22 protein-coding genes are annotated in these 24,331 nt (G+C 65.9%); 15 read left to right on the top strand and 7 right to left on the bottom strand.

Annotated elements, in window-relative coordinates; genetic code table 11:
• Positions 1 to 204: 204 nt before the first annotated feature.
• The 8 genes from QX070_RS30850 (at position 205) to QX070_RS30815 (ending at position 8,481) form a co-directional block, all read left to right on the top strand.
• Positions 205 to 1,656, top strand: coding sequence for a 6-hydroxynicotinate reductase (locus tag QX070_RS30850; protein WP_315740917.1), 1,452 nt, complete (start codon positions 205 to 207; stop codon positions 1,654 to 1,656).
• Positions 1,653 to 2,540 (top strand): UPF0280 family protein, encoded by an 888-nt coding sequence (locus QX070_RS30845; protein WP_315740916.1) that lies wholly within the window; start codon positions 1,653 to 1,655, stop codon positions 2,538 to 2,540. Before QX070_RS30850 ends, QX070_RS30845 begins: the two co-directional genes overlap by 4 nt.
• A 39-nt stretch (positions 2,541 to 2,579) precedes the next feature.
• On the top strand, positions 2,580 to 3,164 hold the full coding sequence (locus tag QX070_RS30840; protein WP_315715503.1) for an amino acid synthesis family protein: 585 nt from the start codon (positions 2,580 to 2,582) through the stop codon (positions 3,162 to 3,164).
• Between the two features lie 26 nt (positions 3,165 to 3,190).
• Positions 3,191 to 4,393, top strand: a complete 1,203-nt coding sequence (locus QX070_RS30835; RefSeq protein WP_315740915.1) for an ABC transporter substrate-binding protein — start codon at positions 3,191 to 3,193, stop codon at positions 4,391 to 4,393.
• A 183-nt stretch (positions 4,394 to 4,576) separates the two neighbouring features.
• On the top strand, positions 4,577 to 6,463 hold the full coding sequence (locus tag QX070_RS30830) for an ABC transporter permease (RefSeq protein ID WP_315740914.1): 1,887 nt from the start codon (positions 4,577 to 4,579) through the stop codon (positions 6,461 to 6,463).
• Positions 6,460 to 7,251 carry an ABC transporter ATP-binding protein gene (locus QX070_RS30825; protein WP_315740913.1) on the top strand — a complete coding sequence of 264 codons (792 nt, stop codon included), beginning with the start codon at positions 6,460 to 6,462 and terminating at the stop codon, positions 7,249 to 7,251. Before QX070_RS30830 ends, QX070_RS30825 begins: the two co-directional genes overlap by 4 nt.
• Positions 7,248 to 7,952, top strand: a complete 705-nt coding sequence (locus tag QX070_RS30820; RefSeq protein WP_315740912.1) for an ABC transporter ATP-binding protein — start codon at positions 7,248 to 7,250, stop codon at positions 7,950 to 7,952. Before QX070_RS30825 ends, QX070_RS30820 begins: the two co-directional genes overlap by 4 nt.
• Positions 7,953 to 7,965: 13 nt before the next feature.
• On the top strand, positions 7,966 to 8,481 hold the full coding sequence (locus QX070_RS30815) for a MarR family winged helix-turn-helix transcriptional regulator (RefSeq protein ID WP_315740911.1): 516 nt from the start codon (positions 7,966 to 7,968) through the stop codon (positions 8,479 to 8,481).
• A gap of 272 nt (positions 8,482 to 8,753) precedes the next feature.
• Here QX070_RS30815 and QX070_RS30810 read toward each other — a convergent pair whose 3' ends face one another.
• Complete coding sequence (locus tag QX070_RS30810; protein WP_315740910.1) at positions 8,754 to 9,950, bottom strand: amidohydrolase family protein; 1,197 nt, start codon at positions 9,948 to 9,950, stop codon at positions 8,754 to 8,756.
• A 318-nt stretch (positions 9,951 to 10,268) separates the two neighbouring features.
• Here QX070_RS30810 and QX070_RS30805 point away from each other — a divergent pair, with 318 nt between their 5' ends.
• The 3 genes from QX070_RS30805 (at position 10,269) to QX070_RS30795 (ending at position 12,897) form a co-directional block, all read left to right on the top strand.
• Positions 10,269 to 11,150, top strand: a complete 882-nt coding sequence (locus QX070_RS30805) for an aldose 1-epimerase family protein (RefSeq protein WP_315740932.1) — start codon at positions 10,269 to 10,271, stop codon at positions 11,148 to 11,150.
• A gap of 316 nt (positions 11,151 to 11,466) precedes the next feature.
• Positions 11,467 to 11,886 (top strand): hypothetical protein, encoded by a 420-nt coding sequence (locus QX070_RS30800; RefSeq protein ID WP_315740909.1) that lies wholly within the window; start codon positions 11,467 to 11,469, stop codon positions 11,884 to 11,886.
• Between the two features lie 189 nt (positions 11,887 to 12,075).
• Positions 12,076 to 12,897 carry an aldo/keto reductase gene (locus QX070_RS30795; protein ID WP_315740908.1) on the top strand — a complete coding sequence of 274 codons (822 nt, stop codon included), beginning with the start codon at positions 12,076 to 12,078 and terminating at the stop codon, positions 12,895 to 12,897.
• An 80-nt stretch (positions 12,898 to 12,977) separates the two neighbouring features.
• Here the strand turns inward: QX070_RS30795 and QX070_RS30790 are convergent, their stop codons facing one another.
• Together QX070_RS30790 and QX070_RS30785 are read right to left on the bottom strand one after the other, a co-directional pair.
• Complete coding sequence (locus QX070_RS30790; protein WP_315740907.1) at positions 12,978 to 13,205, bottom strand: hypothetical protein; 228 nt, start codon at positions 13,203 to 13,205, stop codon at positions 12,978 to 12,980.
• Positions 13,206 to 13,343: 138 nt separating this feature from the next.
• A complete protein-coding gene (locus tag QX070_RS30785; protein WP_315740906.1) occupies positions 13,344 to 13,793 on the bottom strand; it encodes a hypothetical protein in 450 nt (149 codons plus the stop codon).
• 170 nt (positions 13,794 to 13,963) lie between these two features.
• On the opposite strand from QX070_RS30785, the gene QX070_RS30780 reads away from it, so the two are divergent.
• The gene (locus QX070_RS30780; RefSeq protein ID WP_315740905.1) at positions 13,964 to 15,244 is read left to right on the top strand and encodes an amidohydrolase/deacetylase family metallohydrolase; all 1,281 of its coding nucleotides are present in this window, start codon (positions 13,964 to 13,966) and stop codon (positions 15,242 to 15,244) included.
• Between the two features lie 11 nt (positions 15,245 to 15,255).
• On the opposite strand, the gene QX070_RS30775 is transcribed toward QX070_RS30780, so the two are convergent.
• On the bottom strand, positions 15,256 to 16,494 hold the full coding sequence (locus QX070_RS30775; protein ID WP_315740904.1) for a PLP-dependent aminotransferase family protein: 1,239 nt from the start codon (positions 16,492 to 16,494) through the stop codon (positions 15,256 to 15,258).
• Positions 16,495 to 16,670: 176 nt separating this feature from the next.
• On the opposite strand from QX070_RS30775, the gene ribB reads away from it, so the two are divergent.
• From ribB to QX070_RS30760, 3 genes are all read left to right on the top strand, one after another.
• On the top strand, positions 16,671 to 17,747 hold the full coding sequence (gene ribB, locus QX070_RS30770) for a 3,4-dihydroxy-2-butanone-4-phosphate synthase (RefSeq protein ID WP_315740903.1): 1,077 nt from the start codon (positions 16,671 to 16,673) through the stop codon (positions 17,745 to 17,747).
• A 64-nt stretch (positions 17,748 to 17,811) separates the two neighbouring features.
• The gene (locus QX070_RS30765) at positions 17,812 to 19,026 is read left to right on the top strand and encodes an acyl-CoA dehydrogenase (RefSeq protein WP_315715517.1); all 1,215 of its coding nucleotides are present in this window, start codon (positions 17,812 to 17,814) and stop codon (positions 19,024 to 19,026) included.
• Between the two features lie 219 nt (positions 19,027 to 19,245).
• A complete protein-coding gene (locus QX070_RS30760) occupies positions 19,246 to 20,160 on the top strand; it encodes an MBL fold metallo-hydrolase (RefSeq protein ID WP_315740902.1) in 915 nt (304 codons plus the stop codon).
• 93 nt (positions 20,161 to 20,253) lie between these two features.
• On the opposite strand, the gene QX070_RS30755 is transcribed toward QX070_RS30760, so the two are convergent.
• From QX070_RS30755 to QX070_RS30745, 3 genes are all read right to left on the bottom strand, one after another.
• Complete coding sequence (locus tag QX070_RS30755) at positions 20,254 to 21,114, bottom strand: DUF1499 domain-containing protein (protein WP_315715519.1); 861 nt, start codon at positions 21,112 to 21,114, stop codon at positions 20,254 to 20,256.
• A 133-nt stretch (positions 21,115 to 21,247) separates the two neighbouring features.
• Complete coding sequence (locus QX070_RS30750; protein WP_315740901.1) at positions 21,248 to 22,465, bottom strand: MFS transporter; 1,218 nt, start codon at positions 22,463 to 22,465, stop codon at positions 21,248 to 21,250.
• A gap of 131 nt (positions 22,466 to 22,596) precedes the next feature.
• A complete protein-coding gene (locus QX070_RS30745) occupies positions 22,597 to 24,225 on the bottom strand; it encodes a fatty-acid--CoA ligase (protein ID WP_315740900.1) in 1,629 nt (542 codons plus the stop codon).
• Positions 24,226 to 24,331: the final 106 nt, after the last annotated feature.

The raw sequence follows: 24,331 nt of genomic DNA, 5'->3' as shown, positions 1-24,331 counted from the left end.
CAAGTGCCACGTTTTGCGCTGCAGCGTATGCACGATTTGTCGTCATTGTGCAGGGCAAACTGATCGTTTATCCGGCAATCGTGCTTTTCGTTCGCGGTGGCGCTTGACAGCCGACGGAGGGGCGCGACATCATTCGTATACGAACGAATTGCCGCGGCGTGTGGACGTTTGCCGCCAGCTCCGCTTCAAGATAGGCTTCTCTGCATGGTGACCGAAACGGCGAGCGACGGTGCCGCGGACAAGATCCGCTGCGATGCCTGTCCGGTGATGTGCTACATCAAGCCGGGCGCGGCAGGTGCCTGCGACCGTTATGCCAATCAGGACGGTGTGCTGGTGCGCGTCGATCCGCATATCCTGCTGGAGCGCACGGTGTCGCATGGCGGCAAGCTGGTGCCGTTCCAGGCGAGCGGCGACTGGGACGGCAAGATCGTGCATCAGCCCGAGCTGTTCGTTACCGCGATCGGCGCCGGCACCACCTATCCGGACTACAAGCCGGCGCCGTTCATTGTGTCGTCGGTGGTCGATGGCGTCGACATGGTCACGGTCGTGACCGAGGGCATCTTCAGCTATTGCGGCGTCAAGGTGAAGATCGACACCGACCGCTATCTCGGACCGGAAGCGGCGACGGTGCGCGTCGACGGCGAGGCGGTCGGTCACGTCACGACCAGCGAATACGGCTCGCAGATGCTGTCGCTCGGCGGCGTGCATCATCTCACCGGCGGCTCCAAGAAGGAGGGGCGTGTCACCTGTGACGCGCTGATGGACCTCAGCAACCGCAAAGCCGTGGAACTCGTGGTCGACGGGGGCTCCAGCGTGATCGTGCAGGCGGGGCAGCCCCCGATCGTCAACGGCGTCAAGGAAGAGCGCATGCGCGTCGGCTGCGGCTCGGCCACGATCGGCATGTTCGCCAAGCAATGGCAGGGCAAGGTCGACGAGGTCGTCGTGGTTGATGATCACATCACCGGCGTTCTGTCGGAGCACCAGGCCGGCAAGCTGCTCGACATTCCTGCGACCGGCATCAAGATGAAGGGACGCCGCTCGACGCCGGGCCGCTACTTCCAGGTGGCGCAGCCCGGAACCGGCTGGGGCGGCACCGACATCTCCGATCCGCTGTCGATCCTCGGGCCGTTCGATCCCAAGACGGCGAAGCCGGGAACGACGCTGCTGATGGTGTCCACGACGGGCGAGCATGCCGGATACTACGTGCTCGACGAGTCGCTCAGGCCGGTGCAGCGCGAGATGCCGCCGGAGCTGCAGTTCTCGGTCGAGCGCATCCAGGAGAACTGCGAGCCGGCGCTGTGCACCGTGCTGTTCATGGCCGGTGCCGGCGGCTCGCTGCGCGCTGGCGTCACCGACAATCCGGTGCGGCTGACGCGCTCGGTCAAGGATACGCTGACGCGGGTGACGAGCGGCGGTGCGCCGGTCTATGTCTGGCCGGGCGGCGGCATCACCTATATGGTCGACGTGACCCAGATGCCGGCCGGCGCCTTCGGCTATGTGCCGACGCCGGCGATCGTCGCGCCGATCGAGTTCACGCTGAGGCTATCGGACTATGCGGCGCTCGGCGGGCACATGGACTACGTCCAGCCGCTCGCTTCGCTCAAGGATGTCAGCAAGGACATCCGCCAACTGCCGTGGCCGAGGCCGGGCGCATGAGCCGGCGGCCACAGATCGCCTTGTTGCCCGACCGGCGGCTGCATCTGCAGGACGGCCCGATCGATCTGATCATCGGCGCAGATGCGGCCGATGGCGATATTGGTGCGGCCTATCGTGCGGCGGCCGAGCGTTTTACGGGGCTGCTCGACGAGCTGTGTGTGGAACTGTCCGTGCTGCGCAGAGGGGCCGATCAGGATCGCTGCCCGTTGAAGGGCGTCGTCGCGCAGCGGATGCATGCCGCCGTGGTGCCGTTTGCGCGCGAGATGTTCATCACGCCGATGGCGGCTGTCGCGGGTAGTGTCGCCGAGGAGATTCTCGGCGCAATGCGCGGCGCGGCGAAGCTGACGCGGGCTTATGTCAACAATGGCGGTGACATCGCACTCCATCTGCGGGATGCCGCCACGTTCAGCGTCGGGCTGATGGACCGTCCCGACGGCGCGGGCGTGATGCGGAGGATGACGCTTCGTGCTGCCGACGCGATCGGCGGTGTCGCCACATCGGGCCGCCACGGTCGCAGCTTCTCGCTGGGCATTGCCGATGCGGTGACGGTGCTCGCGCGTAGCGCGGCGCAGGCCGATGCGGCTGCGACGGTGATCGGCAACGCGGTCGACCTTCCGGGTCATCCGGCCGTGCTTCGCCGACCTGCGTGCGAGCTGCAACCGGAGAGCGATCTCGGTGACCGCCTCGTCACATGCGAGGTCGGAGAGCTCCGTGATGTCGAGGTTGCCGAAGCGCTGGCCGCGGGCGAGCATCGTGGGCAGTCGCTGCTGTCGGCTGGTCTGATCGAAGGCGCTGTTCTGCAGCTCCGCGGCAACATTCGCGTTGTCGGCCCGCGCGCGGTCGAGATCGTCCGTCGGCCGCAGTTGCGGGCGGCGGCGGCGTGAGGTTTGATGCATGATGTGCCAGAATACGAAGGGTCGACGATGAGCGCCGTCATCAGGAAGATCGTGACCGTGGTCGAGGAAGTCCATCAGGAGATGGGCCGGTCCGTCTCGCCGCCGACGCGGCGGGCTGCGGCAGTGGCGGTGATCGAGAATCCGTTTGCCGGCCGCTATGTCGAGGACCTGTCGCCGCTGATTGCGATCGGCGAGGAGCTGGGCGAGATGCTGGCCAAGCGCGCCGTGGCCGCGCTCGGCATTGAAGGACCGGCCGCGCACAGCTACGGCAAGGCGGCCGCCGTCGGCAGCGACGGCGAGCTGGAGCATGCGGCCGCGATCCTGCATCCAAAGATGGGGGCGCCGGTGCGCAAGGTGCTCGGCAAGGGCGCGGCGCTGATCCCCTCGTCGAAGAAGCGCGGCGGCGTCGGCTGCACGCTCGACATTCCGCTCGGCCATAAAGATGCGGCCTTCGTGCGCAGTCATTTCGACGGCATGGAGGTGCAGATCAACGACGCGCCACGCGCCAATGAGATCATGGTCGCGCTCGCGGTCACCGACAGCGGCCGTCCGCTGCCGCGCGTCGGCGGGCTCACGGTCGCCGAGATCAAGGGCGAGGACGGTCTACGGTAATTCGACTCAACATGGAGGCTGAAGGGATGCGACGGAGAACGATGCTTGCGGCAGGCCTGGGCCTTGCCGTCGCGGGACTGACGGGCGCGGCGCGCGCCGAGGACGTCATCAAGATCGGTGAGATCAACAGCTATTCGCTGCTGCCGGCGTTCACCGAGCCTTATCGCAAGGGCTGGCAGCTCGCGGTCGAGGAGGTCAATGCAGCCGGCGGCATCAACGGCAAGAAGCTCGTCGTCGTCTCCAAGGACGACAGCGGCAAGCCGGCCGATGCGCAGACCGCAGCCAACGAACTGGTGTCGAGCGAGAACGTCGCGATGCTCGCCGGTACGTTCCTGTCGAACATTGGCCTCGCCGTCAGCGACTTCGCCAACCAGAAGAAAGTGTTCTTCCTGGCGGCCGAGCCGCTGACCGACGCCATCACCTGGGCGAAGGGCAACAAATACACCTTCCGCCTGCGCCCGTCGAACTACATGCAGGCGGCGATGCTGGTGGAGGAGGCTGCCAAGCTTCCCGCCAAGCGATGGGCCACCATTGCGCCGAACTACGAATACGGCCAGTCGGCCGTCGCGGTGTTCAAGAAGCTCTTGTCGGAGAAACGGCCCGACATCCAGTGGGTGGACGAGCAGTGGCCGCCGCAGGGCAAGATCGACGCCGGTCCGGTGGTGCAGGCCGTCGCCGCCGCCAATCCGGAGGCGATCCTCAACGTCACCTTCGGCGCCGATCTCGTGAAGCTGGTCCGCGAAGGCAACACCCGCGGCCTGTTCAAGGACCGCAAGGTCGTCAGCTTCCTGACCGGCGAGCCGGAATATCTCGATCCGCTCAAGGAGGAGACGCCCGAGGGCTGGATCGTCACCGGCTATCCCTGGTACTCGATCAAGACGCCCGAGCACGACGCGTTCCTGAAGGCGTATCAGGCCAAGTACAACGACTATCCGCGGCTCGGCTCGATCGTCGGCTACCAGACCATCAAGTCGGCGGCCGCCATTCTCGCCAAGGCCGGCTCGACCGATACCGACAAGCTGATCGCCGCGGCCGAGGGACTGTCCGTGCCGTCGCCCTTCGGTGAAATCACGTTCCGTAAGATCGACCACCAGTCGACGCTCGGCGCTTACGTCGGCAAGACCGCGCTGAAGGACGGCAAGGGCATCATGGTCGACACCGTCTACCGCAAGGGCTCGGACTATCTGCCTGGTGACGCGGAAGTCGGCAAGCTCCGGCCGAAGGACTGATCCACACGATCCTGCTTCTCCCTCTCCCGCAGGGGGAGAGCGGGCGGGGTGAGGGAATACGACGCCTGATCTACAGGTTCGGGCCGAGATCCCTCACCCCACGCTTGCTCGTCAGCTCTCTGAAGGAGCGCCCGAGCGCAAATGCGGCTCATCGATTCGACGATCTCCTCACGCGGACCGCCCATGGCCTTCTACTTCGTCCAGTTCCTGACCGGCCTTGCCAGTGCAGCCTCGCTGTTTCTGGTGGCGTCGGGACTGTCGATCATCTTCGGCGTCACCCGCATCGTGAATTTCGCCCATGGCGCGTTCTACATGCTCGGCGCCTATGTGGCCTTTTCGCTCACCGAGCGGCTGTCCGGTCCGCTCGGCTTCTGGGGCGGCATCATCGTGGCGGCGCTCGCGGTCGCCGCCATCGGCGTGCTCGTCGAGGTCGTGCTGCTGCGCCGGATCTATCACGCGCCGGAGCTGTTCCAGTTGCTCGCGACCTTCGGCTTGACCCTGATGGTCGAAGATCTCGTGGTGCTGATCTGGGGACCGGATGATCTGGTCGGCCGCCGCGCGCCGGGATTGAAAGGTGCGGTCGACTTCTTCGGTCAGAACATCCCGAGCTACGACCTGTTCCTGATCGCGCTCGGTCCGATCGTGCTCGGTGTGCTCTGGTTGCTGTTCCAGCGCACTCGCTGGGGCATCCTGGTGCGCGCGGCGACGCAGGACCGCGACATGGTCGCGGCGCTCGGGGTCAACCAGAAGTGGCTGTTCACCTCGGTGTTTGCCGTCGGCGTCTTCCTCGCCGCGCTCGGCGGCGCGCTGCAGATCCCGCGCGACGCGGTCCATCACGCGATGGATCTGCGCATCATCGTCGAGGTGTTCGTGGTCGTCGTGATCGGCGGCCTCGGCAGCATCCTCGGCGCCTTCGTCGCCGCCGTGCTGGTGTCGGAGCTCAATGCCTTCGGCATTCTCATCTTCCCCACGATCTCGCTGATCCTCGTGTTCCTGGTGATGGCCGTCGTGCTGGTCGTGCGGCCTTGGGGCCTGTTTGGCAAGAAGGAGGCGCCGGCGCGGCGCACACCCGGTCTCACCGTCATTCCCTGGCGTCCGCTGAGCTCGGTCGAGCGGCTGGCGTCTCTCGTCGCGCTGGCGCTGGCGGCGATGCTGCCCTTCATCGCCGGCAACTACGCGCTGACCGTCGGCGCCGAGATCGCGATCTTCGTGATCTTCGCGGCGTCGCTGCATTTCCTGATGGCGGTCGGCGGCCTCGCCTCGTTCGGTCACGCCGCCTATTTCGGCCTCGGCGCTTACGGCGTCGCCTTCCTCGCGAAGATGGCGGGGCTGCCGATGATCGCCTGCCTCTTGCTGGGGCCGCTGCTCGGCGCGCTTGGTGCGGCCGTGTTCGGCGCCTTCGCCGTCCAGCTTTCGGGCGTTTATTTCGCGATGCTTACCTTGGCCTTTGCGCAAATCGTGTGGTCGATCGCGTTCCAATGGGTCGCGGTCACCGGCGGTGACAACGGCATTCTCGGTCTCTGGCCGGAGAAATGGGCCGCGTCGCCGTCGCATTTCTACTGGCTCGCGCTCGGCGTCTCCGCGTTGGTCGTCAGCGTGCTGCGTCTGATCACCTTCTCGCCGTTCGGCTACGCCTTGCGCGGAATGCGCGACTCTCCGCTGCGCAGCGAGTCGATCGGCATCAACGGCAAGCGTATCCAGTGGACGGCGTTCATCATCGCCGGCACGACGGCCGGCCTCGGCGGTGCGCTGTTCGCCTATCTCAAGGGCAGCGTCTTTCCGGACAACATGGGCATCTCGCTGTCGGTCGATGCCCTGGTCATGGTGCTGCTGGGCGGCGTCGAGACGGTGCCCGGCGCGATCTTCGGCGCCATCGTCTACAAGGCGCTCAACATCTGGCTGGTCAGCCAGACCGACTGGTCGAAGCTCGTGCTCGGCATCTTCATCGTGCTGATCGTGGTGGTGTTCCCGAAAGGCATCGTGGGCGTGGTCGAAACCGTCATGCATCGGCGCCGCGCAGCGGCCCCCAAGGGGACTTCGCTGTCGGCCAAGATGGAGGGCGCACAATGAGTCTCGGCGTGTCGCTGCTCTCCGTCGAAGGCCTGTCGAAATCCTATGGCGGCATTCACGCCGTCCGCAACGTGTCGTTCACGCTGCAGGCCGGCGAGATCCTCGCGCTGATCGGTCCGAACGGCGCCGGCAAGAGCACCTGCTTCGACATGCTCAACGGCCAGAACGTGCCGGACAGCGGCCGCATCACCGTGATGGGGCAGGAGACCACGGGGCGCAAGCCGCGCGAAGTCTGGCGGCTCGGAGTCGGGCGGACCTTCCAGATCACCGCGACCTATCCGACCATGACGGTGCGTGAGAACATCCAGGTCGCGCTGGTCTCGCATCATCGCCGCCTGTTCGATTTCTGGAGCCCGATGCTTGCCATCGAGCGGGACGAAGCAGATCGCCTGCTCGATCTCGTCGGCATGGCCGGCTATGCCGAGCGTCCCTGCGGCGAGCTCGCCTATGGCGACCTCAAGCGGCTGGAGCTCGCGATCGCGCTCGCCAACCAGCCGAAGCTGCTGCTCATGGACGAGCCGACCGCCGGCATGGCGCCGCGCGAGCGCGTCGAGCTGATGCGGCTGACCGCCGGAATTGCGCGTGAGCAGTCGATCGGCGTCCTTTTCACGGAGCACGACATGGACGTGGTGTTCGAGCATGCGGACCGCATTCTCGTGCTCAATCGTGGCAGCCTCATTGCCGAGGGATCGCCAGCCGAGGTGCGGGCCAATCGCGAGGTGCAGGCGATCTATCTCGGGGAAGGCCTGCTGTATGATGCCGATCATCGCGAGGGAGCTCCGGCATGAAGCTGTCCGTCGCCAATCTCAACAGCCACTACGGTCCTGCGCATATCCTGTTCGACATCGGCCTCGAGGTCGGCGAGGGCGAGGTGGTGGCGCTGCTCGGGCGCAACGGCGCCGGCAAATCGACAACCTTCCGCTCGATCGTCGGCCTGGTCGAGCTGCGCGAGGGCCAGATCATGTTCGAGGGCAAGGACATCTCGTCCGCGCCGACCCATGAGATCGTCCGCGCCGGCCTCGGCTATGTTCCGGAAGAGCGCAGAATCTTCACCGAGCTGACGGTGGAGGAGAATCTCGAGGTCGGGCGCCAGAAGCCGCGGCCCAATGCCCCGCAATGGACCCGCGAGAAGTTGTATCAGCTGTTTCCCAATCTCGGCGAGATGAAGAGCCGCCCGGGCGGCCGCATGAGCGGTGGTGAGCAGCAGATGCTGACCATCGCCCGCACGCTGATGGGCAATCCGTCGCTGGTCCTGCTCGATGAGCCCTCGGAAGGCCTGTCGCCGAAGATCGTGGAGCAGATGGTCGATGCGATCCTGACCATGAAGAAGGAAGGCGTCTCGCTGGTCGTCTCCGAGCAGAACCTGCATTTCGCGAAGCTGATCTCTGACCGCGCCTACATCATCGAGCGCGGTCGCATCTGCTTCTCCGGCACCATGGCCGAGCTCGACGCGCGGCCCGACATCCGCGACGCGCATCTGTCGATCTGAGGCGAGGAAAGATATGGCCAAGAGCGCCCCGCTGAAGCGATCGACAAAAGCGGCGACCAAGACGACGCCGAAGCCACAGGCCAAGCAAGCCGCGAAGGCTGCGCCAAAGCCGGCCCGGACGGCCTATGTGCTGGACGACCAGATCGGCTTCATCCTGCGGCAGGTATGGCAGCGCCACACCATGATCTTCGCGCGCGATATCGGCAGCAACCTGACGCCGACGCAATGGGCGGCGCTGTCGAAGCTGGTCGAGACCGGACCGTGCTCTCAGAACCAGCTCGGACGGTTCACGGCGATGGATGTCGCGACCATCAAGGGCGTGATCGATCGGCTGACGGCGCGCGGTCTCACTGAAACCAGCCCGGACCCGCAGGATGGTCGCAGGCTGTTAGTCAGCCTGACCCGCGCCGGCCAGCAGCTCGCGGAGAAGACCGCACCGCTCGCGCTGGCGATCTCCAAGGAGACACTGGCGCCGCTCGATGCGAAGGAACGCGAGACGCTGCTGGGGTTGTTGAACAGGCTGCGGTAGTCGCCACGAGCGCAGGTCGTGTGGGGTGGGCAAAGACGCATTCGCGTAGCGAATACGTCGTGCCCACCATCCATGCTGCGACGAAGACGCTGGGTGCGTCGCACACGGCGCTGGCGCGTCGCGCGCGCCTTTGCCCAACCTTGCTACGCAATCTTCATCAAACTCACGGCGTCATTGCGAGGCGCCCTTGCGCCGAAGCAATCCAGAGCTTCACATGCGGCCCTGGATTGCTTCGCTGCGCTCGCAATGACGGCGGAGAAAGCCGGTCGATCCTACTTCGCCACGATCTCCGGGATCTTCGTGGCCGGCGGCGTGTTCCGGCTGCGCTGGGTGCGGACGATGCCGTCGATGATGGTCATGCCGATGCCCGGGAGGTCGCCGAGCTGGACGCTGTCGAGCAGCGTCTTGGCCGGCGAGTGCTGCGCCTTGTCCATGATGACGAAATCGGCGGAGCGGCCGATTTCGATCAGGCCGCAGTCGAGCTCGCGCATCCGCGCGGTGTTGCCGGTGGCGAAGCAGAACGCGATCTCGGCCGGCACGTCGCCGAGCGAGGACAGCAGCGACACCATGCGCAGGATGCCGAGCGGCTGCACGCCGGAGCCGGCCGGCGCGTCGGTGCCGAGGATGACGCGGTTGAGCTCGTTCATCTCGCGCGCGGTGCGCAAGGTGAACAGCGCCGAGCGCTCATTGCCGTTGTGCACGAGCTCGAGCCCGGCCTTGCAGCCCTCGCAGATGCAGCGGATCTGGTCGTCGGGCAGGGCGGTGTGGCCGCCATTGATGTGCCCGATGACGTCGGTGCCGGCCTCCAGCACCACGTCCTTGTCGATCAGGCCCGAGCCGGGGATCGACGGACCGCCGGTGTGGATGGTGCTCTGGATGCCGTATTTGCGTGCCCAGCCGACCATCTTGCGTGCGGTGGGGCCATCCTTGACGCCGCCGAGACCGACCTCGCCGAGCAGCTTGACGCCGGCCGCGGCGAGCTCCTTGAAATCGTCCTCGACCATCTCGCATTCGATCACGGGCGCGCCGGCATGCACCTTCACGCCGCCGGGCCGCAGCGTCCAAAACGCGCGCTGCGCGAAGATCGCCATCGCCTTCAGGCCGACGACGTCGCGCGGACGGCCGGGCATGTGCACCTCGCCGGCGGAGATCATCGTAGTGACGCCGCCATGCAGATAGGAGTCGATCCAGTTGGTCTGGTTCTGCCGCGGCGTCCAGTCGCCGGCGACGGGATGGACGTGGCTGTCGATCAGGCCCGGCGCCACCGTCGTGCCATGGGCATCGACGATCGTGGTCGCACCTTCGGTGTCGACGTCCTTGAAGCGGCCGATTCCCGTGATCTTGCCGTTCTCGGCGACGATCGTGTCGGCATCCAGGATGGGCCGTTCCAGTGCGCCGGACAGCATCAGGCCGATGTTGCGGATGACCAGCTTGCTGGGACCGGTTGCTTGCGGCGCGTCATGGGCCATCGGGATATCCTTCTCTCCTGGCAAAGCATTTGCGGCAGTTTGCGCCTGCACGCGGCGCAGCATCAAGCCGGTTTCGGTCATTCGTACACGAATGATCGGGGCCGGCAAGCTGCGGCCTGCACGAAGATTTGGCGCGGGTTGCCTACCCTTCAGACACAGCGCGGGCCCTATGAGTGCGGCTTCGGTCGCGTGTTCGACATTCCCGTCCCCTGTGCTTGTGGCGGTGGTCTACGCGCTGGTGATGAACCGCACCCCTGGACGTTGCTGCCGCAATCCGGCATCACCTCGTGCGATTCTTTTGCGACGTCGGTGACGGCAATGAGCGACGACCTTCACACGATCAGCGCGGGCGGCATCACTGCCGCGGTCAAGGCTGATGGCGCCGAGCTGTGCTCGTTGAAGACGGGCGGGGGCCTGGAGTTGCTCTGGCAGGCCGGAGCCGTCTGGCCGCGCCATGCGCCATGGTTGTTTCCGATCGTCGGCCGACTCAAGAATGACCACCTCCACCACCGCGGCCAGACCTATCCGATGACGCAGCACGGCTTCGCCCGCGACCTCCGATTCACTTGGCTGGAGCCCGGGGCCGAGTCATGCGTGTTGCAGCTGACCGACAACGAGACGACGCGGGCGCGCTATCCGTTCGCCTTCCGTCTCACGGTGAGCTACCGGATCACCGCTGATGCGCTGGACGTGGCGGTCGAGATCGCCAACCCCGGCGCGGAGGTTCTGCCCGCCTCGTTCGGATGCCATCCCGCCTTCAACTGGCCGCTGCTCCCCGGCCAGCCGAAGGAGAGCTATCGGCTGATTTTTGCAGAGCCGGAGCCGGCGCCGATCCGCCGTCTGACTGGCGGTTTGCTGCGCGAGCGGCCGGAGCCCTCACCGATCGAGGGGCGCGTTCTCCCGTTGAGCGAACGTCTGTTCGACGACGATGCCGTGATCCTCGATCAGCCGGCCAGCCGTTCGGTTCGCCTCGTCGGAACCACAGGACCGGCGCTTGAGTTAACTTGGGATCATTTTCGTCAGCTTGGAATCTGGTCGAAGCCCGGCGGCGTGCCGTTCCTGTGCATCGAGCCGTGGCGCGGTTTCGCCAGTCCGCTCGATTTCGACGGCGAGTTTGCGGCCAAGCCCGGCGTCATGCACATCGCCCCGGACTCTGCAGAGGCGCTGCGATGCCGCATCCGGGTCGACGGATTGCTATGACTGATGCTCGCAGCGCCCATTTGCGTGCACAGCGGTAACTGTGACTCGCAGTTTTGGGCCTGGAAATGACGGCGCCGTGACCTACATCAGAGACGAGCGCGGAACTTTGGCTATGATGCGTCGAACGACCGGCGGTTGGTGGGCGCTTTCTCCGAACTGATAACGGTCGATCACCGAACATGATATGCGGCGTGATGTCAGGCGCTCTTAGCTGGCTCTTGCAGCCGGGCAGCGCTGCGAGTTCGCCATCGGCCGGCGTGCAGAGATCTCGCGGCGGGGCGCGTAAGTGGCGTTACGCGGGGAACGGGAGGATGGGATGGTGTTGAGAGCTGTTATCGGCACGATTACATGCGCCGTGTTGCTCACGGCGAGCGATGCTGTGGCGGGGGCCTATCGGCCGGGTGACTTCCTCAAGCTTGATCTGTCGAAGGCCGTGTTGTCGCCGGAGCCGCTCGGCCCCGAGGCGCATTTCGAACCTGTGCCTATCGAAGCCAAATCAGATCGACCTGCGGTCGCCGTCCGTTCCGCGATCGACCCGGACGAGCGCTCCGCCATCCCGCGCGCCGTCGCCACCCGGCGCGCTCAAGGCACCAGGACGGCCGAGCGGCCCCGCGGCGCCGCTCGCACCAAGCTCGTCCATCGGCGCGGCAATCCGCTGGACGCGCAGGCGATGGATACGCGCATCCAGACCTGGCCGTGCCGGCCCGGCAGCGGCGGCATCTGCAACTGGCGCTGAGCAGACAGGCTCGGCGTGCGCCTGCACGCCGGAACCGACCTCCCGACATCTTGATTGAGGTGGATGCCGGCTCGCTTGAACTCCCAAGCGGAGCGAAGGCAAGCTGAGCGCTTCCCGCCAAGGTCTTGATGTTTCGAGGCTGCCGCCGGCGTTCGCTGGCGAGTGGTTCGCGCGATTCCAGGAGAATTCATGAACGCCATCGACACCCAGGGTATTCGTCTGCCCAAGCTCGGGCTCGGCACCTTTCGCATGCAGGGCACCGTCTGCCGCGAGGCCGTCGAGAGCGCGCTCGCGCTCGGGTACCGCCACATCGATACTGCCGAGATGTACGCCAACGAGGACGCGATCGGTGCTGCACTTGCGGCAACAAATCTGCCGCGCGCCGAATTGCACGTCACCACCAAGGTCTGGCCGGAGAACCTCGCGCCGGACGCGATCCGTCGCGCATTCGACACGAGTCTGAGGAAGCTCAGACTGGAGTTCGTCGACCTCTATCTCATCCACTGGCCGGCCAAGGGAATGGACCTGCCGGCTGCGCTGGAGACACTGTTGAAGCTGAAGGAGGAGGGGCGCACGCGCGCGGTCGGCGTCGCCAATTTCACCGTCGCGCTGCTGAAGCAGGCGGTCGAGGAGATTCGGGCGCCAGTGGCGTGCAATCAGGTCGAGTATCACGTGATGCTCGATCAGTCGAAGCTGATGGCTTACATGGCGAGCCGGTCAATTCCCCTGGTGGCCTATTGCCCGCTGGCGCAGGGACGCGCCGCCGCCGACGAGACGCTGGGGGCCATCGGCAGGAAGCATGGCGCCAGCGCCGCCCAGGTCGCGCTGAAATGGCTGTTGGACCAGGATGGGGTGGCGGCGATCCCCAAGGCAGCGCGCCCGGAAAGTCAGCGGGCGAACTGGGATGCGACGAAGCTTCAACTCGATGATGAGGATCGTGCCACCATCGCGTCCCTCCCGAAGGACAAGCGCTTCGTCAATCCGGCCTTTGCGCCGGACTGGGATCGCTGACGACCGTGCCATCGGGCCGGGGTGAATGGACCACAGAAAATGGCCCCTTGCGGGGCCATTGCTGCGTCGAAGTCCGCGGATCAGTCGCGCTTGATGATCACGGTGCGGTCATGATGGCGGTGGAGCGGCCGGACATAGTGGTGAGGCCGGTACTCACGATGCATGCGGTATTCGGCGTGGGAGCGATCCCAGCCGTGGTGGTAGTGATGGCCACCACGCTTGATGACCACCGTCTCGGCGTTGGCGATCGACGGTGCCGCGAGAGCGACGACTGCAAGGGAAGCGAGCGCGAGAGCGATTTTCTTCATGTTGTCCTCCAGAATGAAAGTGCGGGATCAACTTGAAGTGTGAAAGAACGTTCCGCAGGACCTTCCACGAAGTTGCTGAATACACGTTCAGATTTGGTCTTCACGCTTGCGGGCGAGCTGCGTCTCGAGCCTGCCGCGTCAGTCGCACTTCCTGAGCGCTGGCGTCGGCTTGCCGTTGGCGACGAAGCGCGCCTCGCGAATGGTATAGCTGCCGTCCTCGCCACGATTGAACACCGAGCGGATGCCGCCGTCCGTCGTCTTGATGATCCCATTCTCGCGCGTCTGGCGCGCCCTCGACAGGACGATCGAGAGGACTAGAGTCTGGTCGGGTTCGATCCGCGCGGTGGCGACCTCATTGACGTCGGAGGGATCATGGTCGCGGCGATAGACCAGGCTGCCGTCCGGCGAGATCTCGTAGGAGATGATGGCGCCGCGGCCTCTGACCGGAGGCGCACTGCAATCAGCAGCCCAGGTTCCGATCAGGCCCCACGCACGTGCCACCTCGGCCGTATCGTCCGCCGAGGCGGCCGGCGCAAAGGATGATGCGAGCAGGAGGATTGCGAGCAGGCGTTGGGAGATCGAGGTCATGGGGTCTCGCAGGAATGTCGTCCGTCCATCTTAATGCACCGCGTCAACGGCGCAATGTCGGACCTGCGAGATAGGCCCGAAGCGTCGATCTTCCGGTGCGGGTCTTGCCGGAGCCGCCGACAAGGCGCATGCTATCGGCAACTACAAATAAGATGTGGGGGAGGCTGAGCATGTCCGCGCTGTCGCGCCGTCATTTCCTGTTGTCTTCCGGAGCGGCCGCCATGGCTGCGGTGTCGGGCCCGGCTCACGCGGCGATGGGGCCGGCCGACAAGTTCGACCTTCTCATCAAGGGCGGCGACGTCATCGATCCCAGCCAGGCCCTGCGCGGCCGGCGCGACATCGGGATCCGCTGGGGCGTGGTCGAGGCCCTCGAACCGGACATTCCGGTCGAGCGTGCGCTGCGGTCGATCGACGCTGCCGGCCGGCTGGTGATGCCGGGCCTCATCGACCTCCACAGCCACGTCTATCCCTATGGCTCGGCGATCGGGATTCCGCCGGACGAGCTCGTGCAATTCCAGGGCACCACGACGGTCGTCTCGGCCGGCGATGCCGGGGTGAACAATCTGGCGGCGCTGCGCCGCTTCATCGCCGCCCAGTCGCGCGCCCGCATCTACGCCTTCGTGCATATCGCCAACAATGGTCTGTCGGCATTTCCGGTCGCGGAGCTCTATAACATCGACAACGCCCAGGTGGATGCCTGCGCCATGGCGCTGGCCGAGAACCCGGACTTTCTGCTCGGCGTCAAGGTGCGGATGTCGGAGAACGTGATCTTCAAGCATGGGCTCGAGCCGCTGAAGCGCGGCATCAAGGCCTGCGAGTTGTGCGGCTGGCCGGCGCGGATGATGGTGCATATCGGTGGCGTCGAGACCGGTGAGTTGATGTCGCAGATCCTGGACCTGCTGCGCCCCGGCGACATCCTGACCCATGCCTATTCCGGCGCGCCGAACATGGGCGGCGCCTTCACCAACATCGTCCAGGACGGCAAGCTGCTGCCCGCGGCGCTCGCCGCCAAGCAGCGCGGCGTGCTGTTCGATGTCGGCCATGGCGGCGGCAGCTTCGATTTCACCGTGGCCGAGGTCGCGATCCCCGGCGGCTGCGGCCCGGACACCATCTCCTCCGACATCCACGTGTTCTCCGGCAATAGCCCGGGCATGCCGTTCCTGCCCAACGTGATGGCGAAATTCATGGCGATGGGACTCTCGCTGGAGCAGGTGGTGAGCATGGCGACCTCGGCGCCGGCCAAGATCATCAACCGTGCGCCGAAGATCGGCAGCTTGCAGGTCGGCGCGCCGGCCGACGTCGCAATCATGGACCTGGTCGAGGGTCCCGTCAGCTTCGTCGATACCCGCGGCAACAAGCGCGAGGGCAAGCTGCAGCTCAAGCCGGTGCAGACGGTGATCAATGGCGTGCCGTTCGGACGGCCCTACCAGTCGCCATTTTCGGTGCGATGAGCAGCGCGCGATCACTCGATCGCGCGCGTCCGCTCCACATTGGACGAGCGCAGTGGCACGCCGAACTCCTCCCGGCAGACGTCGGCGAGCACCGCGATGCCCTCGCGGATGTCCTGATGCGAGGGGCTGGCGAAGCACAGCCGCAGGCGGCTCCGCGCATGCGCGGCGTCGGTGGACCATTCCGGTCCCGGATTGATCGACACGCCGCGCTTGAGCGCGGCCTGTGACAGCTTCATCGCGTCAACCTGGTCCGGCAGCTTGAGCCAGAGGAAGATTCCGCCCTTCGGCGCCTCGAACTCGGCGGCGATGCCGAACTCGGCGTTGAGCGCCTCGATCAGGGTGTCCAGCTTGGCGCGCAGGCCCCGCACCAGCTGCGGCACGTGGGTCGCGAAATGCGGCCTGCAATATTCCGCAAGCACCATCTGTTCCAGCGCGCCCGAGCCGGCATCGGTCTTGAGGGACAGCAGCACCGACATGATCTCCCAGGGGGCGACCAGGAAGCCGACCCGCAACGCGGGCGCGACCGACTTCGAGAACGACCCGAGATGGATCACCCCGCCATGGTCGGACATGCCGTGGATCGCGCGGGGCCGTTTGCCATCCCAGATCAGGTCGGCGTAGCAGTCGTCCTCGAACACCGGCACACCATAGGCGCGCGACAGCCATAGCAGCTCGGCCCGGCGGCTTTCCGGCATGATGGTGCCGGTCGGGTTCTGCACCGTCGGAATGGTATAGATGTATTTCGGCCGGATGCCGCGATCCCTTAGATCGGCCAGCACCGTCGCCAGCGCATCCGTTCGCATGCCGTCCTGGTCGAGCGGGATGCCGATGACCTTGACGCCCAGTCGCGCCAGGCGCGTCAGCGTGCCCTGGTAATTGTCCTGCTCGACCAGCACGGTGTCGCCGCGCGTGAGCAGCGCCTGGTTGACGAGGTCGAGGCCCTGCAGCGAGCCCGAGAGGATCATGATGTCGTCGGCGCGCGCCGACATGCCGGCGTCCCGCGTCAGCTTGGCGGCAAGGAATTCCCGTAGCGGCCGGTAACCTTGAGGCCCATGCGCGAGGCCGTAGGTAGCCAGCGCGCGTCCCTCGCGGGCGAGCACGGCGTCGGCGGCCGCGCGCAAGCCCTCCACGGGCACGGCATCGGCGTCGTTGTTGCCACCGACGAAGCTGTATTTTGCGAGTCCCGTCCAGCGCGCGGCCGGTGCGGGCAGGCCGGGGCTGAGGAGGGGTGCAAAATCGAATGCGGCCATGAGGCGCGGCTCCCTTGTTCTCGATTTGAGGCGACTTTAAACAGATACCGGGGCGCTTGTCCTCGCAGGGTAGGTCCTTTTCCCGGGGGAAGGCGACCTTCGAACGGCGGTTCCACCGCTCTGGCGCGCGCCTGCGATCCCGGCTAAAGCAGCCCGGAAAAGCAGCGAGACTTGCAATGGCCGACTCGATCCAGGAAGTTCTGTACGCCTTCGCCAAGGGTGAGATGGTCGTCGTGACCGATGACGACGACCGCGAGGGCGAGGGCGATCTCATCGTCGCCGCCTCGCTCTGCACGCCCGACAAGATGGCGTTCATCATTCGCCATACCTCGGGCATCGTCTGCGCGCCGATCACGGCCGACGACGCGCGGCGGCTGCGGCTCGACCCGATGGTCGCGCACAATGATTCCAACCACACCACGGCCTTCACCGTCTCGATCGACTACAAGCCGGACGGTGGCACCGGCATCTCGGCCGAAGAGCGCGCTTCCTGCTGTCGTGCGCTCGCCAACCCGAATGCCGGCGCCGCTGATTTCGCGCGCCCCGGCCACATCTTCCCATTGATCGCGCGTGACGGCGGCGTGCTGCTGCGCTCCGGCCACACCGAGGCGGCGGTCGATCTCTGCAAGCTCGCGGGGCTCCCGCCGGTCGGCGTCATCTCCGAGTTGATGAACGACGACGGCACGGTGATGAAAGGCGAGCAGGTCGTTCGTTTCGCCGCGGCCCACAATCTCAAGCATGTCACCATCGCCGATCTGATCTCGTACCGGCAGGCGCGCGAGAAGCTGATCGAACGGGTGTCGACCTTCACGACCGACAGCCCGATCGGGCCGCTGCAGGGCTTCGCCTACCGCTCGCCGTTCGATCCGATCACCCACGCCGCGTTCGTCTATAACGGCATCGGCGACGGCAAGAACGTGCTGACGCGGCTGCACAAGCCCAACATCGTGAAGGATCTGATCGCAGGTCCGCAGCGTATCCAGGCGGTGCTGCAGCACTTCAAGCAGGCCGGTCGCGGCGTGCTGATCTATCTGCGCGACGGGGCGGCCGGCGTTCCCGTCGAGCCGGTCGAAGAGCCGCACACCGCGGAGGCCGATCGCCATCGTCAGTGGCGCGAGGTCGGCGTCGGTGCGCAGATCCTGCGTGATCTCGGCGTGACCTCGATCCGGAACCTGACGTCGTCGGCGCATGACTACAAGGGCCTGTCGGGTTTCGGCATCGAGATCGTCGCCAACGAGCGGCTTGAAGGCTGAACTTCCAGGATTTAACCTCTAGACTGCTGCGACCCGTGCGCAGCGAGACGCGAAAGGACCATTCATGAGCGCGCGCCCTCAGGCAAAGGACAAGCCGGCCCAGTCGAGCTTCCAGTGGGACGATCCCTTCCTGCTGGACGATCAGCTGACCGAGGACGAGCGCATGGTGCGTGACACCGCGCGCGCCTACGCCCAGGACAAGCTGCTGCCGCGCGTGACCAAGGCCTATCTCGAAGAGAAAACCGACCGCGAGATATTCAACGAGATGGGCGAGCTCGGCCTGATCGGCATCACCTTGCCGGAGGAATATGGCTGCGCCAATGCGAGCTACGTCGCCTATGGCCTCGTGGCGCGCGAGATCGAGCGGGTCGATTCCGGCTACCGCTCGATGAACTCGGTGCAGTCCTCGCTGGTGATGTATCCGATCTACGCCTATGGCGACGAGAGCCAGCGCAAGAAGTATCTGCCGAAGCTCGCCAGCGGCGAATGGGTCGGCTGCTTCGGCCTCACCGAGCCGGATGCCGGCTCCGATCCGGCCGGCATGAAGACGCGCGCCGAGAAGGTCGCCGACGGCTACCGCCTGACCGGCAGCAAGATGTGGATCTCGAACGCGCCGATCGCCGACGTGTTCGTGGTGTGGGCCAAGTCGGCCGCGCATGACAACCAGATCCGCGGCTTCATCCTCGAAAAGGGCATGAAGGGCCTGTCGGCGCCGAAGATCGGCGGCAAGCTCTCCTTGCGCGCCTCGATCACCGGCGAGGTGGTGATGGACGGCGTGGTGGTGCCGGAGAGCGCGCTGCTGCCCAACGTGTCCGGTCTGAAGGGGCCGTTCGGCTGTCTCAACCGCGCCCGCTACGGCATCTCCTGGGGCGTGCTCGGCGCCGCCGAGGACTGCATGCACCGCGCCCGCCAGTACACGCTGGACCGCAAGCAGTTCGGCAAGCCGCTCGCCGCCACCCAGCTGGTGCAGAAGAAGCTCGCCGACATGGAGACGGAGATCGCGCTTGGCCTGCAGGCGAGCTTGCGCGTCGGCCGCCTGATGGACGAGGGCAAGATGGCCCCGGAGATGATCTCGATCGTCAAGCGCAACAATTGCGGCAAGGCGCTCGACATCGCCCGCGTCGCACGCGACATGCACGGCGGCAACGGCATTTCGATCGAGTATCAGGTGATGCGCCACGCTGCCAACCTCGAGACGGTCAACACCTACGAGGGCACGCATGACGTTCATGCGCTGATCCTGGGCCGCGCCATTACCGGCATCCAGGCGTTCTTCTAGTCTTCGTCGTTCCGGGGGCTCGGCAGGAGTCCCCAACTGTCATCGTCCGCCCCCGGGTCTCGCCTTTGGCGAGCTTGAGGACAGGCTCCAGCGGACGATCCGGTACTCGGAAACAACAGGATCAGTCGAGATGTCGCGGCGTACCGAATGCCCCGCCTGCGCGGGGCATGACGTCCGAGAAACGGGTCATCAAGTGCCCGTCGAAAGATGAGGCAAGTGATGGCCGAGGAAGACGTCCCGTTCAACCGTCATTTCCCGCTTCCCGCGGGCGTCGTCGAAGAGGTGCGCCCCGGCATTCGCCGCGTCCTCTGCAACAATCCGAGTCCGTTCACCTTCACCGGCACGGTCAGCTACATCGTGGGCACCGGCAACGTCGCGATCATCGATCCCGGCCCGGACAACGAGGCCCATGCGCAGGCGCTGCTCGATGCCATCAGAGGCGAGACGGTAACGCACATTCTGGTGACGCACACCCATCGCGATCACTCGCCGAACACCGGCCGGCTGAAGGCCGCGACCGGCGCCACCGTCTATGCGGAGGGCCCGCATCGCGCCTCGCGGCCGCGCTACGAGAGCGAGAAGCACAATCCGGAATCCGGCGTCGACCGCGACTTTGCGCCGGATGTCACCGTTGCTGACGGCGACGTGATCGAAGGGCAGGGCTGGCAGCTCGAAGCCGTGGCGACGCCCGGCCATACCGCCAACCATCTCGCCTTCGCCTGGGGCGAGCGCGGCACCACTTTCGTCGGCGATCACGTGATGGGTTGGGCGACCTCGATCGTGGCGCCGCCCGACGGCGCGATGGTCGACTACATGGCCTCGCTGGAGCGGCTCGCCGCGCGACCTGAGGAGCTGTATTTCTCAGGCCACGGCCCGGAAATTCCGGAGGGACCACGCTACACGCGCTTCCTGATGCGCCATCGCCAGGCGCGCGAAGCCTCGATCCTGCATCGTCTCGCCAAGGGCGAGGCTGACATCCCGACGATGGTGCGCGCGATCTACATCGGCATCGACCCGCGGCTCACCACGGCGGCGGGCTACTCCGTTCTCGCCCATCTGGAAGACCTCGTCGCCCGCGGCATCGTCGCAACGGAGGGCGATCCGGTGATCGGCGGGACGTATCGGCTGGTGTAGCGAATGGCGAACAGGAATAGCGAGTAGGGGAAGAGTGCGAGCCGGGAAGACTTCATTCCCTATTCGCTACTCCCTATTCGCCATTCGCCCCGCTCACTTCTTCACCGTCTTCGCATTCCCCTTCGCCGCCACCGGCGGCGGCGTGACCTTCTTCACCGGCTTCTGCGCCTCGGCCTCGCCGGCGTTGGACAGGTCCTCGATCAGCTTGGTCACGCGCGCGGCGTTGCTGCCGATATCGGACTCGAAATAGCGCGAGGCGGAGCGGACGTCGACGCGGGAATCCTCGCCGTCGGGCTGGATGCGGATCGAGATGTCCTCGCGGAAGCCCATGATCGGCGTGCGTGCGACCGCCTCGATGCGGCCGACGCGGCGCGGCGGCTGCGGCGCGCGCTCGTCGACCACGAACCATTTGCGCCGGTTGACCAGCTTCAGGGCGATCGCGTAGGCGCGATCGGGCGGCAGCTCGATCTGCACCGGCTCGATGTCCGGATAGAATTTCTGCTGCTGCTCGGCTGAATACAGCCCGGCATAGACGGCCGTGTTAGTGCCGTCGCCGTTGCGGAGCGGCGCCAAAGCCTCGAAGCGCGGCGGATCGATCGGGTCGGTGGTGATGTCGTAGATCTTCGGCAGCTTGCGGTACTGGAGCGCGAGGTAGGCCGGATAGGCCAGCACCACAGCGTCGATCATGAAGGCGAGCAGAATCCGGCTCATGCCGCGGCTGCCGTTGCGCCAGATCGCGACGAAGGCGGCAAGCCCGAGCAGGATCGACAGCACGGCAAGCCCCAGCGCGCCGAAGAACGTCGCCAGCGCCGGCTTCATCTCCAGAAAATCGAAGCGCAGGATCAGGATCGAGACCAGCACGGCGACGACCGAGAACACCGCCAGATTGCGGGTCCAGGTCGCGAGGCTGGAGATCGGCTCCGACAGATAGGGGGCGTGAAACCTGCGTGCCATCGTGTCAGGAACTGCCGGGTTGGGCCGCTGCCTGCATTGCGCCGGGCGGCCGGGTCATCCGTGTGAGACCACGCGGATGGGGTAAATTCAAGAGGCGTCTGGTCCGGAGAGGGCGGATGATCCGGAGACCGTCTCAGGTGCTTTCGCTGGGGCGGATACGCAAGGCCGTCAGCATCAACAGGACGGTCGTGATGGAGAATGCTGCGCCGGTCGTGAACGTCGCCCGCGGCCCATAGGCGTGCCACAGCCAGCCCGCCAGCAGGCTTGCGACGAGCAGCGCACCGCCGGTGACGAGGTTGAAAAGGCCGAAGGCGGTGCCGCGCAAGTCCGGTGGGGCGGTATCGGCGACCATCGCCGAGAGCAGCCCCTGCGACAGTCCAAGATAGAGGCCCCAAAGCGCGACGCCGATCGCGGTGCCGATCGGGCCGGGCAGGAATGCCAGCGTCAGGTCGGCGGCTGTCAGCACGACGAGGCCACAGGTCAGCACGTTGCTGCGGCCGATATGGTCGGAAAGGATTCCGGCCGGCATGGCCACGCCGGCATAGACCAGGTTCATCAGCACGTAGACCAGCGGGATCAGGAATAGGGGAAGGCCGTCGGCCTGCGCCTTGAGCACCAGGAACGCCTCGCTGAAGCGGGCCAGCGCGAATACCGCGCCGATGGCGACCACGATCCAATAGGCGCGTGGTAGCCGGCGCAGCTCGCGCGCATGGATCGGCCAATCGCGGCGCGGCACAGGCGCGGTCTCCACCGGTTCGCGCAGGCCGAACAGGATCAGCAGCACGGCGAGCGCGGCCGGCAGTGCCGACCACCAGAACACCGCGCGGAAGTCGTTGGCGTAGAGCGCCATCAGTGCCACGGCGAGGAGGGGGCCGGCAAAGGCGCCGACGGTGTCGAGCGCCTGGCGCAGGCCGTAGCTCGCGCCGCGGATGCCTTCCGGCGTCACGTCGGCGATCAGCGCGTCGCGCGGCGCCTCGCGGATGCCCTTGCCGATGCGGTCGACGAAGCGCGCGGCGAGGATCTGCCACGACGTGCTGGCGAGCGGAAACACCGGCTTGGTCAGTGCCGCCAGCCCATAGCCGATCCCGACCAGAAGCTTGCGCTTGCCGATCCGGTCCGACAGAGCGCCGGAGAACACCTTCGTGACCGCCGCGGTGGCCTCGGCCACGCCTTCGATCAGGCCGATGGTCACCGTAGAAGCGCCGACCACGGTCGCGAGGAAGATCGGCAGCAGCGCGTGGATCAGCTCCGAGGAGATGTCCATCAGGAGCGACACCAGCCCGAGCGTCAGCACCGTCGACGGCACGTCGCGCCACGTCGTGCGCGCGGTCCGTGGTCCTGTCGTGTTCATCACGGCATTGTAGCGATTGGATCTCGTCGAGCCTTGCGCCACGTCAACGCTGTATGCCGGCTGCAATGCAGAACGGCCTCCCCGGTGATGGAGAGGCCGCTCGAAGTGATGCGCCGTTGGACGTGGCCTGCTCAGGCCGCGGCGTTGGGGAAGCGATAGCTCTTGAACTGGTCGCGCAGCGCGGTCTTCAGGATCTTGCCGGTTGCCGTGTGCGGAATGCCGTCGACGAAGGCGACGTCATCGGGCATCCACCATTTGGCGATCTTGCCTTCCATGTATTTCAGGATGTCCTCGCGCGTCGTCGTCTGGCCGGGCTTCAACTGCACGATCAGCAGCGGGCGCTCATCCCATTTCGGATGATAGACGCCGATGACGGCAGCCTCGGCGACGGCGGGATGGCCGACCGCGAGATTCTCCAGGTCGATCGAGGAGATCCATTCGCCGCCGGACTTGATGACGTCCTTGGAGCGGTCGGTGATGCGCATGTAGCCATGTTCATCGACGGTGGCGACGTCGCCGGTGTCGAAGAAGCCTTCCTCGTCGAGGATGTTGCTGTCGACCTTGTAGTAGGCCTTCGACACCGCGGGACCGGAGACCTTGAGCCGACCGAAGGTCTTGCCGTCCCACGGCAGCTCGGTGCCGGCATCGTCGGTGATCTTCATCTCGACGCCGAACGGAGGGAAGCCCTGCGTCTGCAGCACGTCGAGCTTGGCGTCGCCGTCGGCGCCGAGGAATGGCGGCTTCAGGGTGGCGAGCGTGCCGATCGGGCTCATCTCGGTCATGCCCCAGGCGTGACGCACGCCGATGCCCATGTCGAGGAAGGCCTGGATCATCGAGCGAGGCATCGCCGAGCCGCCGCACACCACCATCTTCAGATGCGGCAGTTTGAGGTTATGCGCCTGCATGTGCTGCAGCAGCATCAGCCACACCGTCGGCACGCCGGCGGTGTAGGTCACCTTCTCGGTGTCGAGCAGCTCGTAGACGGACGCGCCGTCGAGCTTGGGGCCGGGCATCACCAGCTTGGTGCCCATCGAGGGAGCGGAGAAGGCAATGCCCCAGCTGTTGGCATGGAACAGCGGAACCACCGGAAGCATTGTGTCTGCTGCGGACGTACCGAGTGAATCCCGGCTATTGGCCATCAACGCATGCAGCACGTTGGACCGATGCGAATACAGCACACCTTTCGGATCGCCCGTGGTGCCGGACGTGTAGCACATCGCGGCTGCGGTGTTCTCGTCGAAGGTCCCCCAGGCGAAATCGCCGTCGGCCTCGCCGATCCACGATTCGTAGGCGACGGCGTTCTTGAGCGTCGTCTGCGGCATGTGTGCGGCGTCGGTCAGCACGATGTAGCGCTCGACGCTCGGCAGCTTGTCGGCGAGCTTCTCGAGGATCGGCACGAACGTCAGATCGGTGATGACGATGCGGTCCTGGGCATGGTTGATGATCCAGCCGATCTGCTCGGGAAACAGGCGCGGATTGACCGTGTGGCAGATCGCGCCGATTCCCATGATGCCGTACCAGACCTCGAGATGACGGCCGGTATTCCAGGCGATGGTGGCGACGCGGTCGCCCAGCTTGATGCCGTCGCGCGTCAGCTTCTGCGAGACCTTGAGAGCGCGGTCGTGGATTTGCCGATAGGTGGTGCGAACGATGGGGCCTTCGACCGAGCGGGTCACGACCTCCTGGGAGCCGTGGATTGTCGCCGCATGCTCGATGATCCGGTGACAAAGCAGGGGCCAGTCTTGCATCAAACCAAGCATCAGGTCGTTCCTCCGGTATTCGCTTGCAGCGAGGGTCTTTTGGTCTCTTTGGTCAATTTTAGCGCGTGCCGCACCCGACGCAAATGGGCTTGTGATGGCCACGACG

This window comes from Bradyrhizobium sp. SZCCHNR1093 (assembly GCF_032381175.1).
In the GTDB taxonomy this organism is placed as follows: domain Bacteria; phylum Pseudomonadota; class Alphaproteobacteria; order Rhizobiales; family Xanthobacteraceae; genus Bradyrhizobium.
The sequence above is the reverse complement of the archived record's forward strand: the minus strand, read 5'-3'. Positions and strand labels throughout refer to the sequence as shown.